The organism is Sphingomonas sp. M1-B02 (assembly GCF_026167525.1).
GTDB lineage: Bacteria > Pseudomonadota > Alphaproteobacteria > Sphingomonadales > Sphingomonadaceae > Sphingomonas.
Genome location: NZ_CP110679.1, coordinates 1767845 through 1782145, shown reverse-complemented (window position 1 = coordinate 1782145; position 14301 = coordinate 1767845). Strand labels below are relative to the sequence as shown.

Below are 14301 nucleotides of genomic sequence, written 5' to 3'. Positions count from 1 at the left end.
TTGCTACATCCTTCCGAATGAACTCGGATAAGATGCGTGTATCGACTTCGAGGCCCGCTTACCTTTCCCTACTTCGTCGCGACTTCAGGACGATCTGGGGCAGGGCTACCTGCAGACGCATAGCCCGCTAGTCGTGGCTGCTGGGCAAAACTCGCACTCCGTTGCCTATTTCTTCAAAGCCTTCTGCACGAAGCGCACTTTGGGCGGCGGTGGAAGGCACGGAGCGTGGACGGTGCGGGCGAACTCTCGCCATAGCGAATGCAGAAACGCGAGGAACCGGGAAGGATCCGGGTCCCGGCCTTCAGAAATATGGGCAGTCGGCTTGCGTCCGGTGACTTCCTCAAAAAGGACTGCCGCCGAGGAGATCAGCCTCGCCGTCAGCCAGTCGGACCGCTGCCCCGCCGATCGGTCCTTGTGGAACAGTTCGCCCTTCTCGATGTCCAGGGCGAGCGAGGCTGCGGCTTCCGCACCGGCAACCAGTGCGCCGGGGCGGTAGTCTCCAAGGACCGTCGTGCTGCCCAGAGGATAGTCGCGCAGCGGCACAGAATGCCGCACCGCCTCGCGGGCGAGGTCCTCCGGCAGGTGGGCGGCTGCTATGGCGCGTTCGAGTCTGGTGGCAGCGTCGTGGAACTCCATCTGGTCGATTTCCGCAGTCATTCGCGCGTGCACCGCAGTCGTGCGGAAGCGTGCGACGATAGCAGCCGAAGAGAGCAGATGTCGCTCGAGAGTTTGGAGCAAAGTGAGCGCCTCCCGTCGGCCCCGGACGGGTGGCTGCGGCTCCAGGTCGGCATGGATGAAGGACATATGGAGGTAGGCCGCGCAATCGCTCCAGAACTCGACCATGGCTGCGGCGACGGGACGAGGCGGCGGACGTGTCGCGTGCGCCTCGAGCTCGCGCTGAAGCGTGTCCAGATCCATGCCGCGCAGGAGCGGCTCGATTGGGCGCATCGTGCCCGAATATGCGGCGGCATCGATGCCTGGCGATGGTGACGTCGTCATTTCGACAGAAGGCAAAAGGAGGTCGGCGGCGTCAAGCCCCAGTGGCGAGCACGGTGCTTCGGCAGCGAGCGGGCGGGGGCGGCGCCGCACTGAGCATGATCTTCCTGTCACCGCTTGTCTGGCTGGTCGCGGCCGGCACATCCTTCACCTGCACGCCAACCGCAGTCTGGGACGGCGACGGTCCGATCTTGTGCGCCGAAGGCCCCAAGATCCGGCTGCACGGCATTGCCGCGCGCGAGGTCAAACGGGTCGCCGGCCAGATCGTCGATGGTGGCTGCAGTCGCGGGCATCCATGTCCGAACGTCTCGGGCGTTGTGGCCCGCGACAAACTGGTCGCGTTGCTCGGCGGTGCAAAAGGGGCACTTCGCACCGGCCATGTCCGTGTGCGAAGCCGAATCCTGTCCTGCATTTCCTACGGGTCCGCCAAGGGAGGGCGAACCGATGCCTCCTGCTCGGGCCCTAGGACCGGCGACCTGTCGTGCGCGATGGTGCGCTCGGGCACAGCGCTTCGCTGGCGCGCCTATGGTGGTGATGCGGTGTGCCGCTGAGTGCCGCTTGGTGGCCGCCTCGAGCTGGAAGGCATGCTGCTCGAGGAGGGCCGGCAGCTTGTGCTCCGTATGGACGATGGCGGTGTCTGGCGCGTCGAGGCCGGAAGGTGGGCGTGGAAGCTGGCTGGGCGAAGAGTGTCGATCGTCGGCACGCGCGATGGCTTCAACCTCGTGGCGGTCGACAGGCCTGTATTGGCCGAACGTGGAACGCCCGGCCCCTAACCCGACAAGCGCTGCAACGCCTGGCCGGCGGATAGGGCAGGGCCATGGCACCGATGATATCGATCGCCTCATCCTGCGCCTTCTTCAAACGCGACCTCCGAAAGTATGCGACGAAGCCGGCCGAGGCACTCCTCGGGCACCGTACGCATCACACGGATGAGAGCGTCGTCCCCGGATTGCAGGACGGCCGTCCGAACGCGTTCGGCGTTGGTGTCGAGCCCCGCCAGCTCGTCTTCTTGGAGGCGCACGCCGCGCGAAATCGCGCCGTCGCGAAGAGCCTCGCGCAAGGTGACGGTATAGGCCTGCTCGAACTTCGTGCCGCAGCCTTGGCATGCGCTGGCCGCAGCCGGCGTAAGCTCGTCGCAGCTGGCGCAAGTTTGAAAACGCGGCACGGGCATGGGGAAAGGCTCGCCGCACTTCTCGCATTCCACCGCGAAGCGGAGGTTCTCCGCCCGACAGTTTTTGCAGCGCTTGGTCGGCGGCCGCTCCTCGCGTGCGATGCGCGGCGGCATCTCCTCCTCCACGCGCTGGGCGAACGCGTCGAGGATGTGAAACGCCGGCATCACGACATAGGCGCGGCTGTCGTCGTCGGGACCAGCGCTTCGCACCACTCGCCCGACCGCTTGCCGGAAGGCGAGTTCGGTCAGCGCCGAGGGAAGATATACGAGGACGCGTAGCCGCGGGATATCGACGCCTTCGGTGATCATCGCCACCGATACGATCCAGCGCTTGGTCGAGCGGCGGAACGCGTCGATGCGGCCGTCCGCGCCGGTCATGTTGGAGTGGACGAGCATCGGGCGCTCGCCTTCGATTGCGTGCAGCAGGTCGGAGAAATATTCGGCAACTTCGATCGTCGGGGCGATGACGAGGCCACCGGCCCTCGGCATGCGCTCCCGAATGCGGTCGAGCTCTGCCGTGGCGCAGGACAGCATGCTTGCCTGGAAGCTCTCCTGCGACGGCGTGCCGTCGGCATTATAGTGTGGCGAGCAAGCCAAGCGGTAGAAGTCGAGCGCCCGGCGCAGCGCCTGGGCAGCGGGGTGCTCGTCGGCGATCGGTGCTGCTTCCTGGCTGCTCACGGTCAGGCCATCGGGAAGGGCGGTGCCACCGGCATCGGCGCTTGACGAATCGTCGAGGACGATTCGGAAGCGGCCTTCGTGGCGGTGGAACGTGACCGGCCGGCAGTAGCCGAGATCGACGGCCTCGCCGTAGGTCAGCGTATAGACTGCGTCGGCGGGGAGGGCAGCCGAGCCGTCGGCGCCGCGCACCGTCCAGACGGTCTCGCCGCCATCGGAGCGCAGCGGCGTGCCCGTCAGGATGAGCACGTGCGCGGCTCTGGCGAAGGCCGCGTCGGCGCCTTCGCCCCAGGCGGCATCGACGGCGGCGTGATGATGCTCGTCGCAGATGACGAGGACGCGCGACTGCGTGCAGAGATGCGCGAAGGCGTCCTGCCGCGAAGCGACCGCCGCCCAGGTGGCGCAGATGTCGAGACCGAGCGCATGCATGTCCTCGTCGCGGCCCGTCACACGACTCATCGGCCGGCCGGTCATCTGGAGGAAGTCGGCCGCCCACTGGTTCACGACCTCGCTTCGCGGCGCGATCACGACGACGCGGTCGATGGCGCCGTCCTGGAGGAGGGTCGCTGCAATCGCGCAGCTGAGCAGCGTCTTGCCGGCCCCGGGTGCCGCATTGACCATGAAGAGGCGCGGATCGTCGGAGGTGAGGAAGCGTCGGATCGCCATGTCATGTGCGGCATTCTGCCAAGGGCGCAATTGCGGCATGTGGGAGCCTTTCTTGAGATTGCAGTCGGCGCAGAGGGGCTGCGCATTGAGAAGGACGGTCTGGCCGCCGCGGGCGTGCGGACGCCGATGGTCGGCATGGAAGGCCGGTCCGATCGGGCCACCGCAGCCGGCGCAGTGGCCGCCCGACGCGAGCGCCAGCGCAAAGCGCTGGCGCCGCGAGAAGCGGCGTCTCACCGCGCGATGCGATATTCGGTGAGGCTGATCTCGCGCACCGGGAGATCCGACGGCGGCACGACCTGCGCGCGGGGCGAAAGCCGGCGCAGCGCGTCTGCGACGGACACGCGGCCGCGCTCGAAAGCGTGGCCTTCGCGCTTCAGGTCCGAGACGATCTTGGTGAGGTCGGGCACACCGAAGAGGAGCAGCGCCTCAATGCGGGTGATTGGCATTCCGCTCAACAGGTGCTCGCGCGTGCTGGCGACTCCGTAGCGCTTGGTGATCTTCATTTCTGGTCTTCCTTTTTCATGTGCCATGTCCGGCACACCGACCAGTTCGACTTCTCCTACCTCCTTCAGTCCCAGGCGCGCTTGGGCGCCTGTCGTGAACGCCGCCGCCAGCGCGGGAAGGGTGCGGCCGTGTCCGCGTTGTGAAATCCTGCTTTAGCTTCGCCAGCGTCCGAAAATGGCAGGCCCGCGCTCCCTCAGCCGGCCGTCCTGGATACGGACATGGAGCTGCGTTCCATCCGTGGGGATGAAGGCGGCAGAGCCGTCTTGCCGCGAGCACCACAAGCGGCAGTCGGCAGCCAATCGACGCGGCCCGTGACGCGCATCCCCAGTGAGAAACGCAGCGGCGCCCGCGGGTTTACGGAGGGGTAGATCAGCACGATCTCGCTGAGCGGGTCGAAGGCCAGCGGGTCGGGGGACCCCTCAGCGACCAGGGCGAAGGTGAGCTGTCGGTGTTGGACAACCCCGATCATGCCTTGCAGGCGACTTGCTCCATGCGCCTCTAATTCTTTGGCCACAAGCGCTAGCGTCGCAGCTGTCTCATCTTCGAGTTGGTCGGGCATATCAGGTCCGGTGGTCTGTTCTGCCGGGACCAAGTCATTTCCTTTGGCCTGCGACATTGTCGCCACTTCGTTACTTCACTGCACTGCAGTGCATTGCATTGGGCCGGGCGTACGCTGTGGCGAGCTTCTTTCACCTGAAGCGCACCTTCCGAAGGTTCCGCATTCACGACGCGTTTGGATGGCAGGAAATGGGCCGACTGCCGCCCGTCAGCTTTCAGACAGGTATCGGGCAGGCGCGGACAACGGCGGGTGAGCGGCAACATAGCTGAGCGTAGGTAAACCTTTGTCCAAGCAACTCTTCGGGATGCGTGTCGCCTGTGTGAAAGGCTCAATCGACGAAGCGCGAGCGCAAACATGCATTTAGGGGAGTTCCAGAACAGCGGACAGGAGGCACGAACCCCGTTTCCGGCTAAAAGCGAAGCCGGATCGTGGCCTGTCCGGCGATCTCACGCTCTTGGCCCGATGCGACGAGTTGCGCATGTCCTCCCAGTGACCAACCTCCGCCCAGCCCGGTCTCGCCCGCCAGCTTAGCTTCGACACCCCACCGATCGGCCTGCGCGGGGCGAACGCGATAGGTGGTGCCCGCGGCCCCGGCCAGCCGCAGCGCAACCGCGCTGTCGCCCCGACCGTTCAGGAGTGTGCGCACGCTTGCGTCCAGCCAGCTGCCGCCCGCGGCGTAGCGGGCGAATATCCCCGCGCCATATCGCGTCCAGGCGTTCGACTGATCATCCGCGGATATGTCCAATGATTGGGCACCGGTCTCGGCAAATCGGGAGAGCTCGGCACGGCTGTAGAGCACCCCGGCCGTCGGACCCAGGATCCAGCCGTCGTTGCCGAAGCCGTAGCGCACCTCAGCATTGGCGCTGATCGTGCCGCTATCGACGCGGCTCCCGGCGGTGCGGCTGAGCGTGCCCAACGCGATCCCGCGATTGACCCGGGCTTCATTCGCCTGATGCACCACCGCGGCGGACGCAGTGAAGCCCGCTCCGCCGGTGCCGGCGCGGGCATAGGCGCCCAGATGCCAGCCGTCGATCGCGGCACGACTCGCCCGTCCAGGCAAGTGCACGTCGCCCTTGCCCCAACCGCCGCCGACTCCGACCGTCCAACGTGCGTCGGTGGCGGCATAGCCGATCCCTACGTCGCCACCGAACTGATCCTGCGTGAAGCGCGCGCCATTGCCGTCGCTTCGGACACTGCCGTTGAGCCCGAGCAGGCCGCCCCAAAGTGACCAACCGGCGCCCCCCTGCGTGAGTGCACGGGTGGCGAAACGGCTTGCAGCCGCCTGTCCCTGCCGCTGCTGCGATGCGCGCAGCACGCCATAGATCTCGCCGGAGGCGCTGTCGAAAGCAGCGCGCGCCGGGGCTTCATCCAGGAGCAAGAGCGTGCGGTAGACGCTCAGCGAATCGCTGCCCGCGGCCTGGGCAAAGTCGCGCAGGCCAGTCGCAGCGTTGGTCTGGTTGAACGTCTGGGCCACGGTCGGGAACGTGCGCACGACGTTAACCCGCACGTCGACTGCATTGGCGGCATAGCCGAGCACGAAGTCGAGAAACGCAGAGCTTTCGACCAGCCGACCGAACGTGCCGCTGACGCCACCCGTCGCTTCGAGGATGCGGATACTGCTGCCATCGGTGAATTCGAGCTCGGGCGAGAGGGTCGAAAGCGTCAACGTGCCGCCGTTCAGCTGCGCCATGCCGGTTACCAGGATCCGGTCGCTTTGGCCTGCGGCCGAAAGCTCCGCCTGATAATTCGAACCCACGCCCAAAATGAGATTGCCGTTGACCGTCAGCGTGCCTGCCGAATTGCCGGGCGCGATGGTGCCGTTGACGGTCAGGCTGCCGGTAGTGCCCGTGCCCGACAGAGTCGCGCCGCTGTCGATCAGGAGCGAGCCACCGAGCGTGCCGGCGAGATTGAGTGTCCCAGCGGCGACGCGCGCCGCGCCGGCATAGCCGCTATTGTTGCCGCTCAGCGACAGGATGCCGTTGCCGGCCTTGGTCAGCGTGCCGGCGCCGCCCAGCGCGCCTGAAACCGTCAACATATTTTCCTGGGTATCGAGCGTGCCGCCACCCGCCGCGATCACGAGGCCGCGGTTGCTGGCGAAGCTCGCGCCTGCGCGCAGCGTGCCGCCGTCTAGCGTGACGCCGCCCGTGCCGAGTGCTGCCTCCGCCGAGATCTGCAGCACGCCTTCGCGCACTTGCGTGCCGCCGGTGTAGCTGTTGCTACCGCTCAGGATCAGCGTCCCCGGGTCGCGCTTTACCAGCGCGCCGGTGCCGGTCACGGGCAGTGCGACGTCGGCAGTCGCCCCGGGGCCCACGCGAATGACGCTCTCCGCATCATCGAGCCCGAGCGATCCATTGGTCCCGGCGGTTAGCCGGTAGCCCGAGGTCAGGAACTGCAACCCCCGCACGCTTTGCGCGCCTTCCACCGAAACCGTGCCGGCAGCGCCCTGGAACGTGGCGAACGCGGGGGACCATGCGCGATTCTGCGCGCCATTGGCGTTGGTCCAATTGATCCCGGCGGCAGTCCAAGTGCCGTTGCCGCCATCGACGAGTCCGTCGGCGATGCTATCGCCACCGTCCCAGAAGAGAATATCGGTGAAATTGCCGACGACGAGATTGACCTGGCCGGCGGTTGCGGTCTGGACCTGATAATCGGCGGTGGACCCCGTGCCTGTGACCAGACCGTTGTCGGTCAATGTGCCGCCATAATTGAACAGACGATACACGCCGTTCCCGAAGCCGGGGCGCGGCGCGACGTCCAGTCGCCCGTCGAGTACCAAATTGCCGGTCACTTCGATCAGGTCGTTGGTCGCCCCGCCAACCGTTCCTGCCTGGCCGAGGTCGAAGCGTGCAATCGAATTGGCGCCCAGCGCGAGCGAAGCGAGGCGCAGCGTGCCGACTTCGCCTCCGCCTGCAGACAAGGTCGCGCCGTCGGCGATCGTGACAGCGCCCAGCGTCCCGCTTGCCTCCAGCACGGTGCCGGCCGCCGCATCGACGCGCATTGCGCCCAGATCGCCACTGGTGCGCAGGCGCCCACCGCTGAGCGCGGTGCGGGTCGCGGCGCCCGCGTTCAGCGTCAGCGTGCCGCCGCCGGTCTTCTCGAGAAGCTCAAACCCAGTGACGGCGCCGCCGATCCGGTCGGCGAACGCGACGGTACCACCCGCAACGTCGAAGCCGATCGCGTCAGTGCCATCGCCGCCGTCGAGTGCGCCGGTAAGCACGCCACCGGTCCGCGCTTCGAAACGGTCGTCGCCTGCGCGAAGCGATACCGATCCCTCGATACGGCCCGAATTGTCGATCGTCTCGCGCGCAAGATCGCCAATAATGGCAGTCCCGGAAGTCGCGGTGATCACCCCGGCATTGCGCACCACGTTGCGCTCGCCGCCGATGAAGCGAATCCCGGCACCATCGCCCGAGCCGCCGCGGACCACCGAGGATGCCGAAAGGCCGACTTCGAACGTGCCGATATTCTCGGGACCGCCCAATCCGACGCTGTCCAAATAGAGACCGACCGCGCCGTCGCCGCTCGCGGCGACCGTGCCGCTGTTTATGAGCAGATTGCGTTGATCGGGCGCAGGCCCGGTCTCGTCGAGATGCGAGCGACTGACTTCGATCGCAAAGGCGCCGGTCCCCGATGCGAGTATCTGGCCGCTGTTCGCGATCGTGAATAGCCCCGCTGGGCGAAAGGCGTTCGAATAGGATGAGCCGCGGGCCTTGATTCCGCTCGAATTCGGTCCGGTGACGTCGATCAGTCCCGCATTGCCGATATCGACAATTCCACCGTTGACGCTGATGCCGAAACGGGAACTTTCGCCAAGGGCATCGATCTCGATAGCACCCAGCGCGGTATTGACGATACGGGTCGTCGCAATTTCACCCCGGCCATCGACAATGATTTGCGTGACATCGATTCCGTACTGCGCTTCGATACGGCCATTGTTGGTAATCGAGACGTCGCCATTCTGATCGACGAAGACGCCTCTAAGCGCTGCCAGGGAGCCGTTGTTGATGATCTCCCCGCTTTGCCGGCCAGCGAACCCCGCAGCGATGTCGCCGTTAGCAAGATACTCCATGTAGCGGTTATTGACGCCAATCGCCGGGTTGTAGTCATTATTTGCCAGACCCCCTGCTTGGATCCTGCCGTTGTTGACGATCCGATAGCTGAAATCGACGAATTGCGGGACGTCCGGCCGATCGAAGCCGTCCGAGTAGAATTGGCGCGGGTCGAACTGCAGCGCGACCGCGCCGTCCCCGAAGTCTGACTGACCTTCCTCAAGCGTGGTGATGATGGTGCCGTCGTTGATGATTTCGATCCTGCGGTTGTCGGCAGTGGCGATGATGCCTCCGCCGTTCCTCGACGTCAGCGTCCCGGCGTTGCGGATCGAGACCAGGTCGGCGCCAAAGATGTCCGCCACGATTGCCGCACTTTGCGTGAACAGGCCGACCCCGTCGTTGTCGAGCGTGATATCGCCCAGATTTTCGATAGCGAAGGTGCCGCCCGACCCGCGCACCGTGATCCCCACGGGCATCAGGGCGCGCCGGCCGTAGCAGCTGGTAAGCGAGCAAATGGAGCGACCGAAAAGGTCGATGTCGGATCGTAGCGAAAGGCTCGTATTATTGGTTGCGGTAGCCAGGATGGCGCTGGCATTTAGATCGCGAGCAAGCACATTCGGTGTCGTCGTCGTTATCCGCAGCGCACTATCGGCATCGGCGATCCGGATCGAGCTGGTCGGCGTCCCCGCCACGAAGGCGATCGCGGGCCGCGTAGTGACCGAGATGTCGCCGGTGATGTTCTGGACCGTCAGTCCATCGCGGTTCCCACCCGCAGGGACGTTCACGCCGCTCGGCAAGCTGCCCGAGCAGGTGACGATCCGATCGACGATCGGGCATTCGACGCTCCCGGGGGTTGCTTGGGCGCTGGCCTCGTTGGGCGCGAAGAGCGCCGCCGCTGCGAGCGCCAGCACCGATGCGCCTGCTCCCTTGGCCGAGCGAACCCCGCGGATGTGACGCGATACGCTTCCCGCCTTCGACTGCAGGCCCATTCGATTGAGCTTACCGGAAAACCAGCATGCATCCTTGTGCCGAACGTCTCGCATCGCGTGCCCCCGCTTCCAGCTTGGCGAAGGCAAATCGCGCCCTCATGCTTCTCGCGGAAAAACCCGAGAGAACGGGTCACGGAAATTCTCAGTTCTGCAAATCGAGCCGAAGGATCGTCCCGTGCCTGCTCAGCGGGCCCTGGATTCGGACGGCAGTGGCTCCATCGGCAACCCTGCCTGAGCCCAGGAAGCCAGCCCCCCACGATACCAATGGACGTTGCGGTAGCCGGCAGCGCCTGCGCGCAAAACGGCATTGTAGGATTCCCAGCATTGCGCACCGGCACAGAAGAAGACCAGCGCTCGTTGTGGATTGCCTTCGCTAAGAGTCTTCAGGACGGCCTCGAACGGGGCCTGGTTGGCGTCGGTCACCGTGCCCGGCAGCCCGCCGCCGGGTACGAAATGGGCGCCCTTGAGGGTTTGCGGGTGCTGCTGGGCGAGCACGTCGACCAGCAGCGTCTTTTGATCCTGGGCGAGCAATGCCTGCAGCTGTGCGGTGGTGATTCGCTTTCCCACGGGGATGTCGGTGGGCGTGGGCGCGCCGACATTGGTTTCCAATTCGCGCTTTGGCTGGACGCCGAAGTCCGTGTCTTCGCCGCCTATGCCAACCGGGACCACTCCGTTTTGCTGGCCACCGGGGCCCGTGTTCCCGGCAATGATGGGTGCGGCGGGTTCCGGCGCGCTCATTTCATTCAACGTGAGCCCGGCCGCACCGACGGCAAGAAGCCCACCCCATAGATAGACCTGGGTCTTCGGGTAGCGCTTGTTGGCGATCAATATGGTGCCGGGCGCCGGCTTTTTCCGTTGCGTCTGGGCTCGATGTACGGGCGCGGGCGGCGCATGCACCGGCTGCGATAGTCCCGCCCACCGATCGGGAAAGGGCGGCGGCGGCGGAACCGCCGGGGAGGCGGTGTCAACATAGAGGGATGGCAACGGACCCAAGCCGAGCCCATAGGATAAGGCACGCACGATCGGCCGCGCGATATCGCCACGCAGGCCCGTGGTGGACTCGAGTCGATCGGAGAGCCGGTCGATCTCGAGTCCGAGCAAATGGCGCTCTGCCACGAGCAAGGCCTGCGGCACACCCTCATCGATCGCAGTCCCGACGGCACGAATTTCCCGCCGCGCATCGGGCACGCGATCGGCCAGAAGCGCGATGGTGCGCCGGCGGTCGCCGAAGGGCGGGTCCCCGAGCCGCTCGCGGATTTCCGCCAATGCATGCGCGAGCGCATCGAAGACTGCGATCGAGCCGCTCACCGATCAGGGTACCTGGCCGCAGCCGACGACGCGCTGGCATTCGCCGTCGAGAATGCACATCTTCGACCCCTTCAGCGTCACCTCCGGTAGCCCGCCCTGACCACCTTGACCTCCTTGTGCGGTCATGAAGGCAACGCACATGCCGCCCAGATTGATGCCGTCCTGCTGCCAGTTCACCGTCCCCGCCCGGGTCGGCGCGCCGCTGCCCTGCGTGCGTGTGAGCATCAACTGGCCGGCGCTGTCGATCTGTTGGGAGTTGGGATCCCTGGCGAAGGCTACCGTGGCAGGACCGTTATCCCAGCCCCCGGCCGGCAGCAGCAGCGCGCCGGTAATCGCCCCCACCTGCGTCGGTATCGAGAAGCCGATGGCAGGCGTACCAGTTTGCGACTGTTGCATGTAAAGCATGGGCAACTGACCCGAGGAAGGCGGGGCAAGCATCGGCGCCTGGGCCGAGCCACTGCCGGCTCCTCCGCCTTGGCCACCCTGGCCGCCGCCTTGGCCCCCGCCTCCTTGACCACCGCCCCCTTGGCCCCCCTGGCCGCCGCCACCTTGTCCTCCCTGGCCCCCTTGGCCACCGCCCTGACCCCCCTGGCCACCGCCTTGTCCGCCCTGACCGCCGCCTTGGCCGCCCTGTTCGAAGGGCGGGCCCGGCTGGGGCTGCTTGTTCATGTTGCTGTAGGCGAACAGCGCAACTGCGGCCGCAACCCCTCCGACTGCCCATTTATTTTGCCAGATCGGCTTCTTCTCTTCTTCCTCGTCTTCCTCTTCCTCTTGCTCTTCCGCGAGCGGGCCTGCTGGCGGTGGGGCATAAGCGAACTGGGGGGCGACGTGCGGCGCGAAGCTGGCCGGCGGGCTGGCACCGGCGATCACCGACTCGCCTGCCCACCCGGCGCCGGCGGCGTTCGGCGCTAGCGGTGCGGCAGCCGCCAGCCGCTGCGCGACCACAACGGCAGGACGGACCGATGCGATCGACAGCTTTTGTGCAGCGGCGATCTCCGATGCGATTGCCTGGATTTCAAGATCGGGATTGGCTGCGGCGGCGATGCGGCTACCGGCATTGCTCGCGAACGCCGCGGCAAGCGCGCGGATTTCGGCGTGAAGATCGGGTGCCTTGCTCGAAAGCTGGGGCACCAGGTGCGCGGCGTTGGTCAGGGCGGCGGGTCCAAACTGGTCCCGATAGCTTATGGCAAGCGATTGCAGGCGTTCTTCGACGGACATGTCCGACTTCCTTTCACCAGATGAGTTGGCTGTCGTCCGGCTCCGCCTGATCCCGGCTTTGGGCGAGCGGGGCGAGCGGATCGGGGGCGTTGGTGGGCGAGGACGCGGCTTTGACCGGCGCGGTGGTGGCCCATTTGATATGTTCGACCAGCGCAGTCGCATTGTTGGCGCGCAGCGGCTTCATGCGGGGGTGGCGGATGAAACGCTCCAGCACCTCCAGGTCGGCGTCGGTGCCGATCGCGATGGCGATGCGGATGGCGGCGTCGGCATGCTCAGACGCGAAGAAGACGGCGAGGCCCGCTTCGAAATCGTCAGTCGGATGACCGTCGGAGGCGATGACGACGACAGGCGGAAGCTGCCTCCCGGTCATTCCCGCACCGCCGAGCGCCTCGGCAAGCAGCACGAGCGCGGCGCCCATGTCGGTTTCGCCGTCCGCGGTCAGGTCGGTCCAGCGCAGGTCGGCGACCGGGAGTGCGTCGGGAAATATCCACGACGCCCCGGTCGCAAAGCGCAGCACCCGCACGCGGACATCGACCTCTGGATTATCCTCGGCCACACCGCGCAGTTCGGGGAGCGCAGTGCGCAGGGCGTAGTTGAGCGAAGCGATGCGATCGCCGCGCATCGAGCCCGAGCAATCGAGCGCCAGGATCACCTGGAGCTGGCGACGCTCGACGCCCATCATCCCCATCTGGTCGCTCCAGTCCACGGATGCGCCGCCGCCCATCAGAGCGCCACCACCGCGCCGAACAGCCCGTCGCCAAAAGCGATGCTGACCCCCGGCGCAAGGCGGATATTCTGGTCGCGGTCGATCTGCTGCTGGCTCCCGTCGCGCAGCCGTGCGGTCCAGCCGACGCTGCCGGTGTTGCGCAGGCCCAGCACGTCGGCGCGGGTGGGATGCGGCACGACCATGCCGGTCACGCCGACGCCCCGCCCGCCGAGCGCGGGTTCGGCGGACAGGTCGATCACCCCATTGGCGCGCAGCGGAATCTGCAGACCATCGATATCGAGCGCGATCGCGCCGGTGGCGGCAGATGCGAGTGGCACAAGGACCGGCGGCGCGGCGGACGCCCGTGGCGCGGGCGGGAGGGGCGCCGCGGTGGGCGCGGATCGTTCCTTTGCCGGCTCGACGATGATCGATCCGAACGTATCCGGCGTGGCCTCGCCGCCTTCAAGCAAATCGATCTGACGCGCTTTGAGCAGGCAGCCAATGGCCATGATCACGGTCGCGATCGCGACCAGATAATAGGCATATTCGTGAATCATTCCGGCGGAGTTCCACAGCGCGTGGGCGACGGAGGCGACGGCCCAGGCCCCGAAAATCAGCTTCCACTTCGATTTGGGGCGGATGACCGCAAGGCCGATCCCATATCCGACCAATGCCTGCCAACCGATATGCCCCGCGAAGCTCTGGACGACGCGTGGGACCATTAGCGTGAGCGCCTGGGCGACGCCGGCATCCCAGCTGCCCGTCTGCTGGATGGTCTGCTCCAGGGTGCGCGGCACATATTCGAAGGCGGTCTCTGCCATGATGAAGCCCGCGCCGGAGAACATGCCCATCAATACCCCGTCGAGCGGTCCGCGCAGGCGGAACTGCGACACGAAGCCCTTGTCCTTGGTCTTGCCCTGCATCACTTGCAGGGTGAGCCAGAACGCGATCAGCGTAGGAACCGCTTTGGTCCACTCCTCGGTAAGCCCGGCGATCATCAGCATGCCGAAGAAGCGCGCCGGGAAGGTGGGCGCGGTCAGGCCCATTTCCATGATGCCGGGGATCGTGTTCCGAAACGGAATGGCAAGGATCCCGAAGATCGGGCTCGCAGTGATGAACACGGTCGCGACGAAGGCGATACTATAGACCCAGATCGGTCGGCGCGGACGCGCGTAAAGGTAGATCGCGACCATGATACTGGCCAGGATATAGAAGACGCTCAGATTGACCTGCCAGGCGAATAGCGAGCGCTTGGTGGCGATGTCGGTCGTCTGCCCGTCCAGCCCCATGGTAATGTAGAGCATCGGCGCGACGATCGCAGTGAGCAGCGCGAAGATCATCAGCGGGCTTTTCTTCAGATCGATCTTGCTCGATCGGAAGGGGACCATCTCCGTGAAACTGGCCTCCGCGTGATCGCGCGGAACGAGCATGTCGTGGGATTTCTTCGACTTTTTCGCCAT

Annotated in this window: 11 protein-coding genes; 2 read left to right on the top strand and 9 right to left on the bottom strand. The window is 66.0% G+C overall.

Annotated elements, in window-relative coordinates:
• Positions 1-165 precede the first annotated feature (165 nt).
• Positions 166-999, bottom strand: coding sequence for a hypothetical protein (locus tag OKW87_RS08525; RefSeq protein WP_265543904.1), 834 nt, complete (start codon positions 997-999; stop codon positions 166-168).
• Between the two features lie 53 nt (positions 1000-1052).
• Here OKW87_RS08525 and OKW87_RS08520 point away from each other — a divergent pair, with 53 nt between their 5' ends.
• Positions 1053-1547 (top strand): hypothetical protein, encoded by a 495-nt coding sequence (locus OKW87_RS08520; RefSeq protein WP_443025092.1) that lies wholly within the window; start codon positions 1053-1055, stop codon positions 1545-1547.
• 33 nt (positions 1548-1580) lie between these two features.
• A complete protein-coding gene (locus OKW87_RS08515) occupies positions 1581-1769 on the top strand; it encodes a DUF5818 domain-containing protein (RefSeq protein ID WP_265543902.1) in 189 nt (62 codons plus the stop codon).
• Between the two features lie 68 nt (positions 1770-1837).
• On the opposite strand, the gene OKW87_RS08510 is transcribed toward OKW87_RS08515, so the two are convergent.
• From OKW87_RS08510 to OKW87_RS08475, 8 genes are all read right to left on the bottom strand, one after another.
• Positions 1838-3742: a DEAD/DEAH box helicase family protein gene (locus OKW87_RS08510; RefSeq protein WP_265543900.1), complete on the bottom strand. Its 1905-nt coding sequence runs from the start codon at positions 3740-3742 to the stop codon at positions 1838-1840.
• Positions 3739-4011 carry a helix-turn-helix domain-containing protein gene (locus OKW87_RS08505; RefSeq protein WP_265543897.1) on the bottom strand — a complete coding sequence of 91 codons (273 nt, stop codon included), beginning with the start codon at positions 4009-4011 and terminating at the stop codon, positions 3739-3741. The genes OKW87_RS08510 and OKW87_RS08505 overlap by 4 nt, the downstream gene beginning before the upstream one ends.
• Before the next feature lie 194 nt (positions 4012-4205).
• Positions 4206-4628 carry a hypothetical protein gene (locus OKW87_RS08500; RefSeq protein WP_265543895.1) on the bottom strand — a complete coding sequence of 141 codons (423 nt, stop codon included), beginning with the start codon at positions 4626-4628 and terminating at the stop codon, positions 4206-4208.
• A 352-nt stretch (positions 4629-4980) separates the two neighbouring features.
• The gene (locus OKW87_RS08495; RefSeq protein WP_265543894.1) at positions 4981-9531 is read right to left on the bottom strand and encodes an autotransporter domain-containing protein; all 4551 of its coding nucleotides are present in this window, start codon (positions 9529-9531) and stop codon (positions 4981-4983) included.
• 261 nt (positions 9532-9792) lie between these two features.
• Positions 9793-10917 (bottom strand): rhodanese-like domain-containing protein, encoded by a 1125-nt coding sequence (locus OKW87_RS08490; RefSeq protein ID WP_265543893.1) that lies wholly within the window; start codon positions 10915-10917, stop codon positions 9793-9795.
• 3 nt (positions 10918-10920) lie between these two features.
• Positions 10921-12135, bottom strand: coding sequence for a hypothetical protein (locus OKW87_RS08485; protein WP_265543891.1), 1215 nt, complete (start codon positions 12133-12135; stop codon positions 10921-10923).
• 13 nt (positions 12136-12148) lie between these two features.
• Positions 12149-12859: a vWA domain-containing protein gene (locus OKW87_RS08480; RefSeq protein ID WP_265543889.1), complete on the bottom strand. Its 711-nt coding sequence runs from the start codon at positions 12857-12859 to the stop codon at positions 12149-12151.
• Entirely contained in the window at positions 12859-14301 is a 1443-nt protein-coding gene (locus tag OKW87_RS08475; protein WP_265543887.1) for a PrsW family intramembrane metalloprotease, read from the bottom strand. The genes OKW87_RS08480 and OKW87_RS08475 overlap by 1 nt, the downstream gene beginning before the upstream one ends.

Excerpts from the sequence above, each read along its gene's own strand:
- OKW87_RS08525 (WP_265543904.1), bottom strand. The coding sequence starts at position 999 with ATGACGACGTCACCATCGCCAGGCATCGATGCCGCCGCATATTCGGGC.
- OKW87_RS08515 (WP_265543902.1), top strand. The coding sequence starts at position 1,581 with ATGCTGCTCGAGGAGGGCCGGCAGCTTGTGCTCCGTATGGACGATGGC.
- OKW87_RS08505 (WP_265543897.1), bottom strand. The coding sequence starts at position 4,011 with ATGAAGATCACCAAGCGCTACGGAGTCGCCAGCACGCGCGAGCACCTG.
- OKW87_RS08500 (WP_265543895.1), bottom strand. The coding sequence starts at position 4,628 with ATGTCGCAGGCCAAAGGAAATGACTTGGTCCCGGCAGAACAGACCACC.
- OKW87_RS08485 (WP_265543891.1), bottom strand. The coding sequence starts at position 12,135 with ATGTCCGTCGAAGAACGCCTGCAATCGCTTGCCATAAGCTATCGGGAC.
- OKW87_RS08480 (WP_265543889.1), bottom strand. The coding sequence starts at position 12,859 with ATGGGCGGCGGCGCATCCGTGGACTGGAGCGACCAGATGGGGATGATG.
- OKW87_RS08475 (WP_265543887.1), bottom strand. The coding sequence starts at position 14,301 with ATGGCGAAAAAGTCGAAGAAATCCCACGACATGCTCGTTCCGCGCGAT.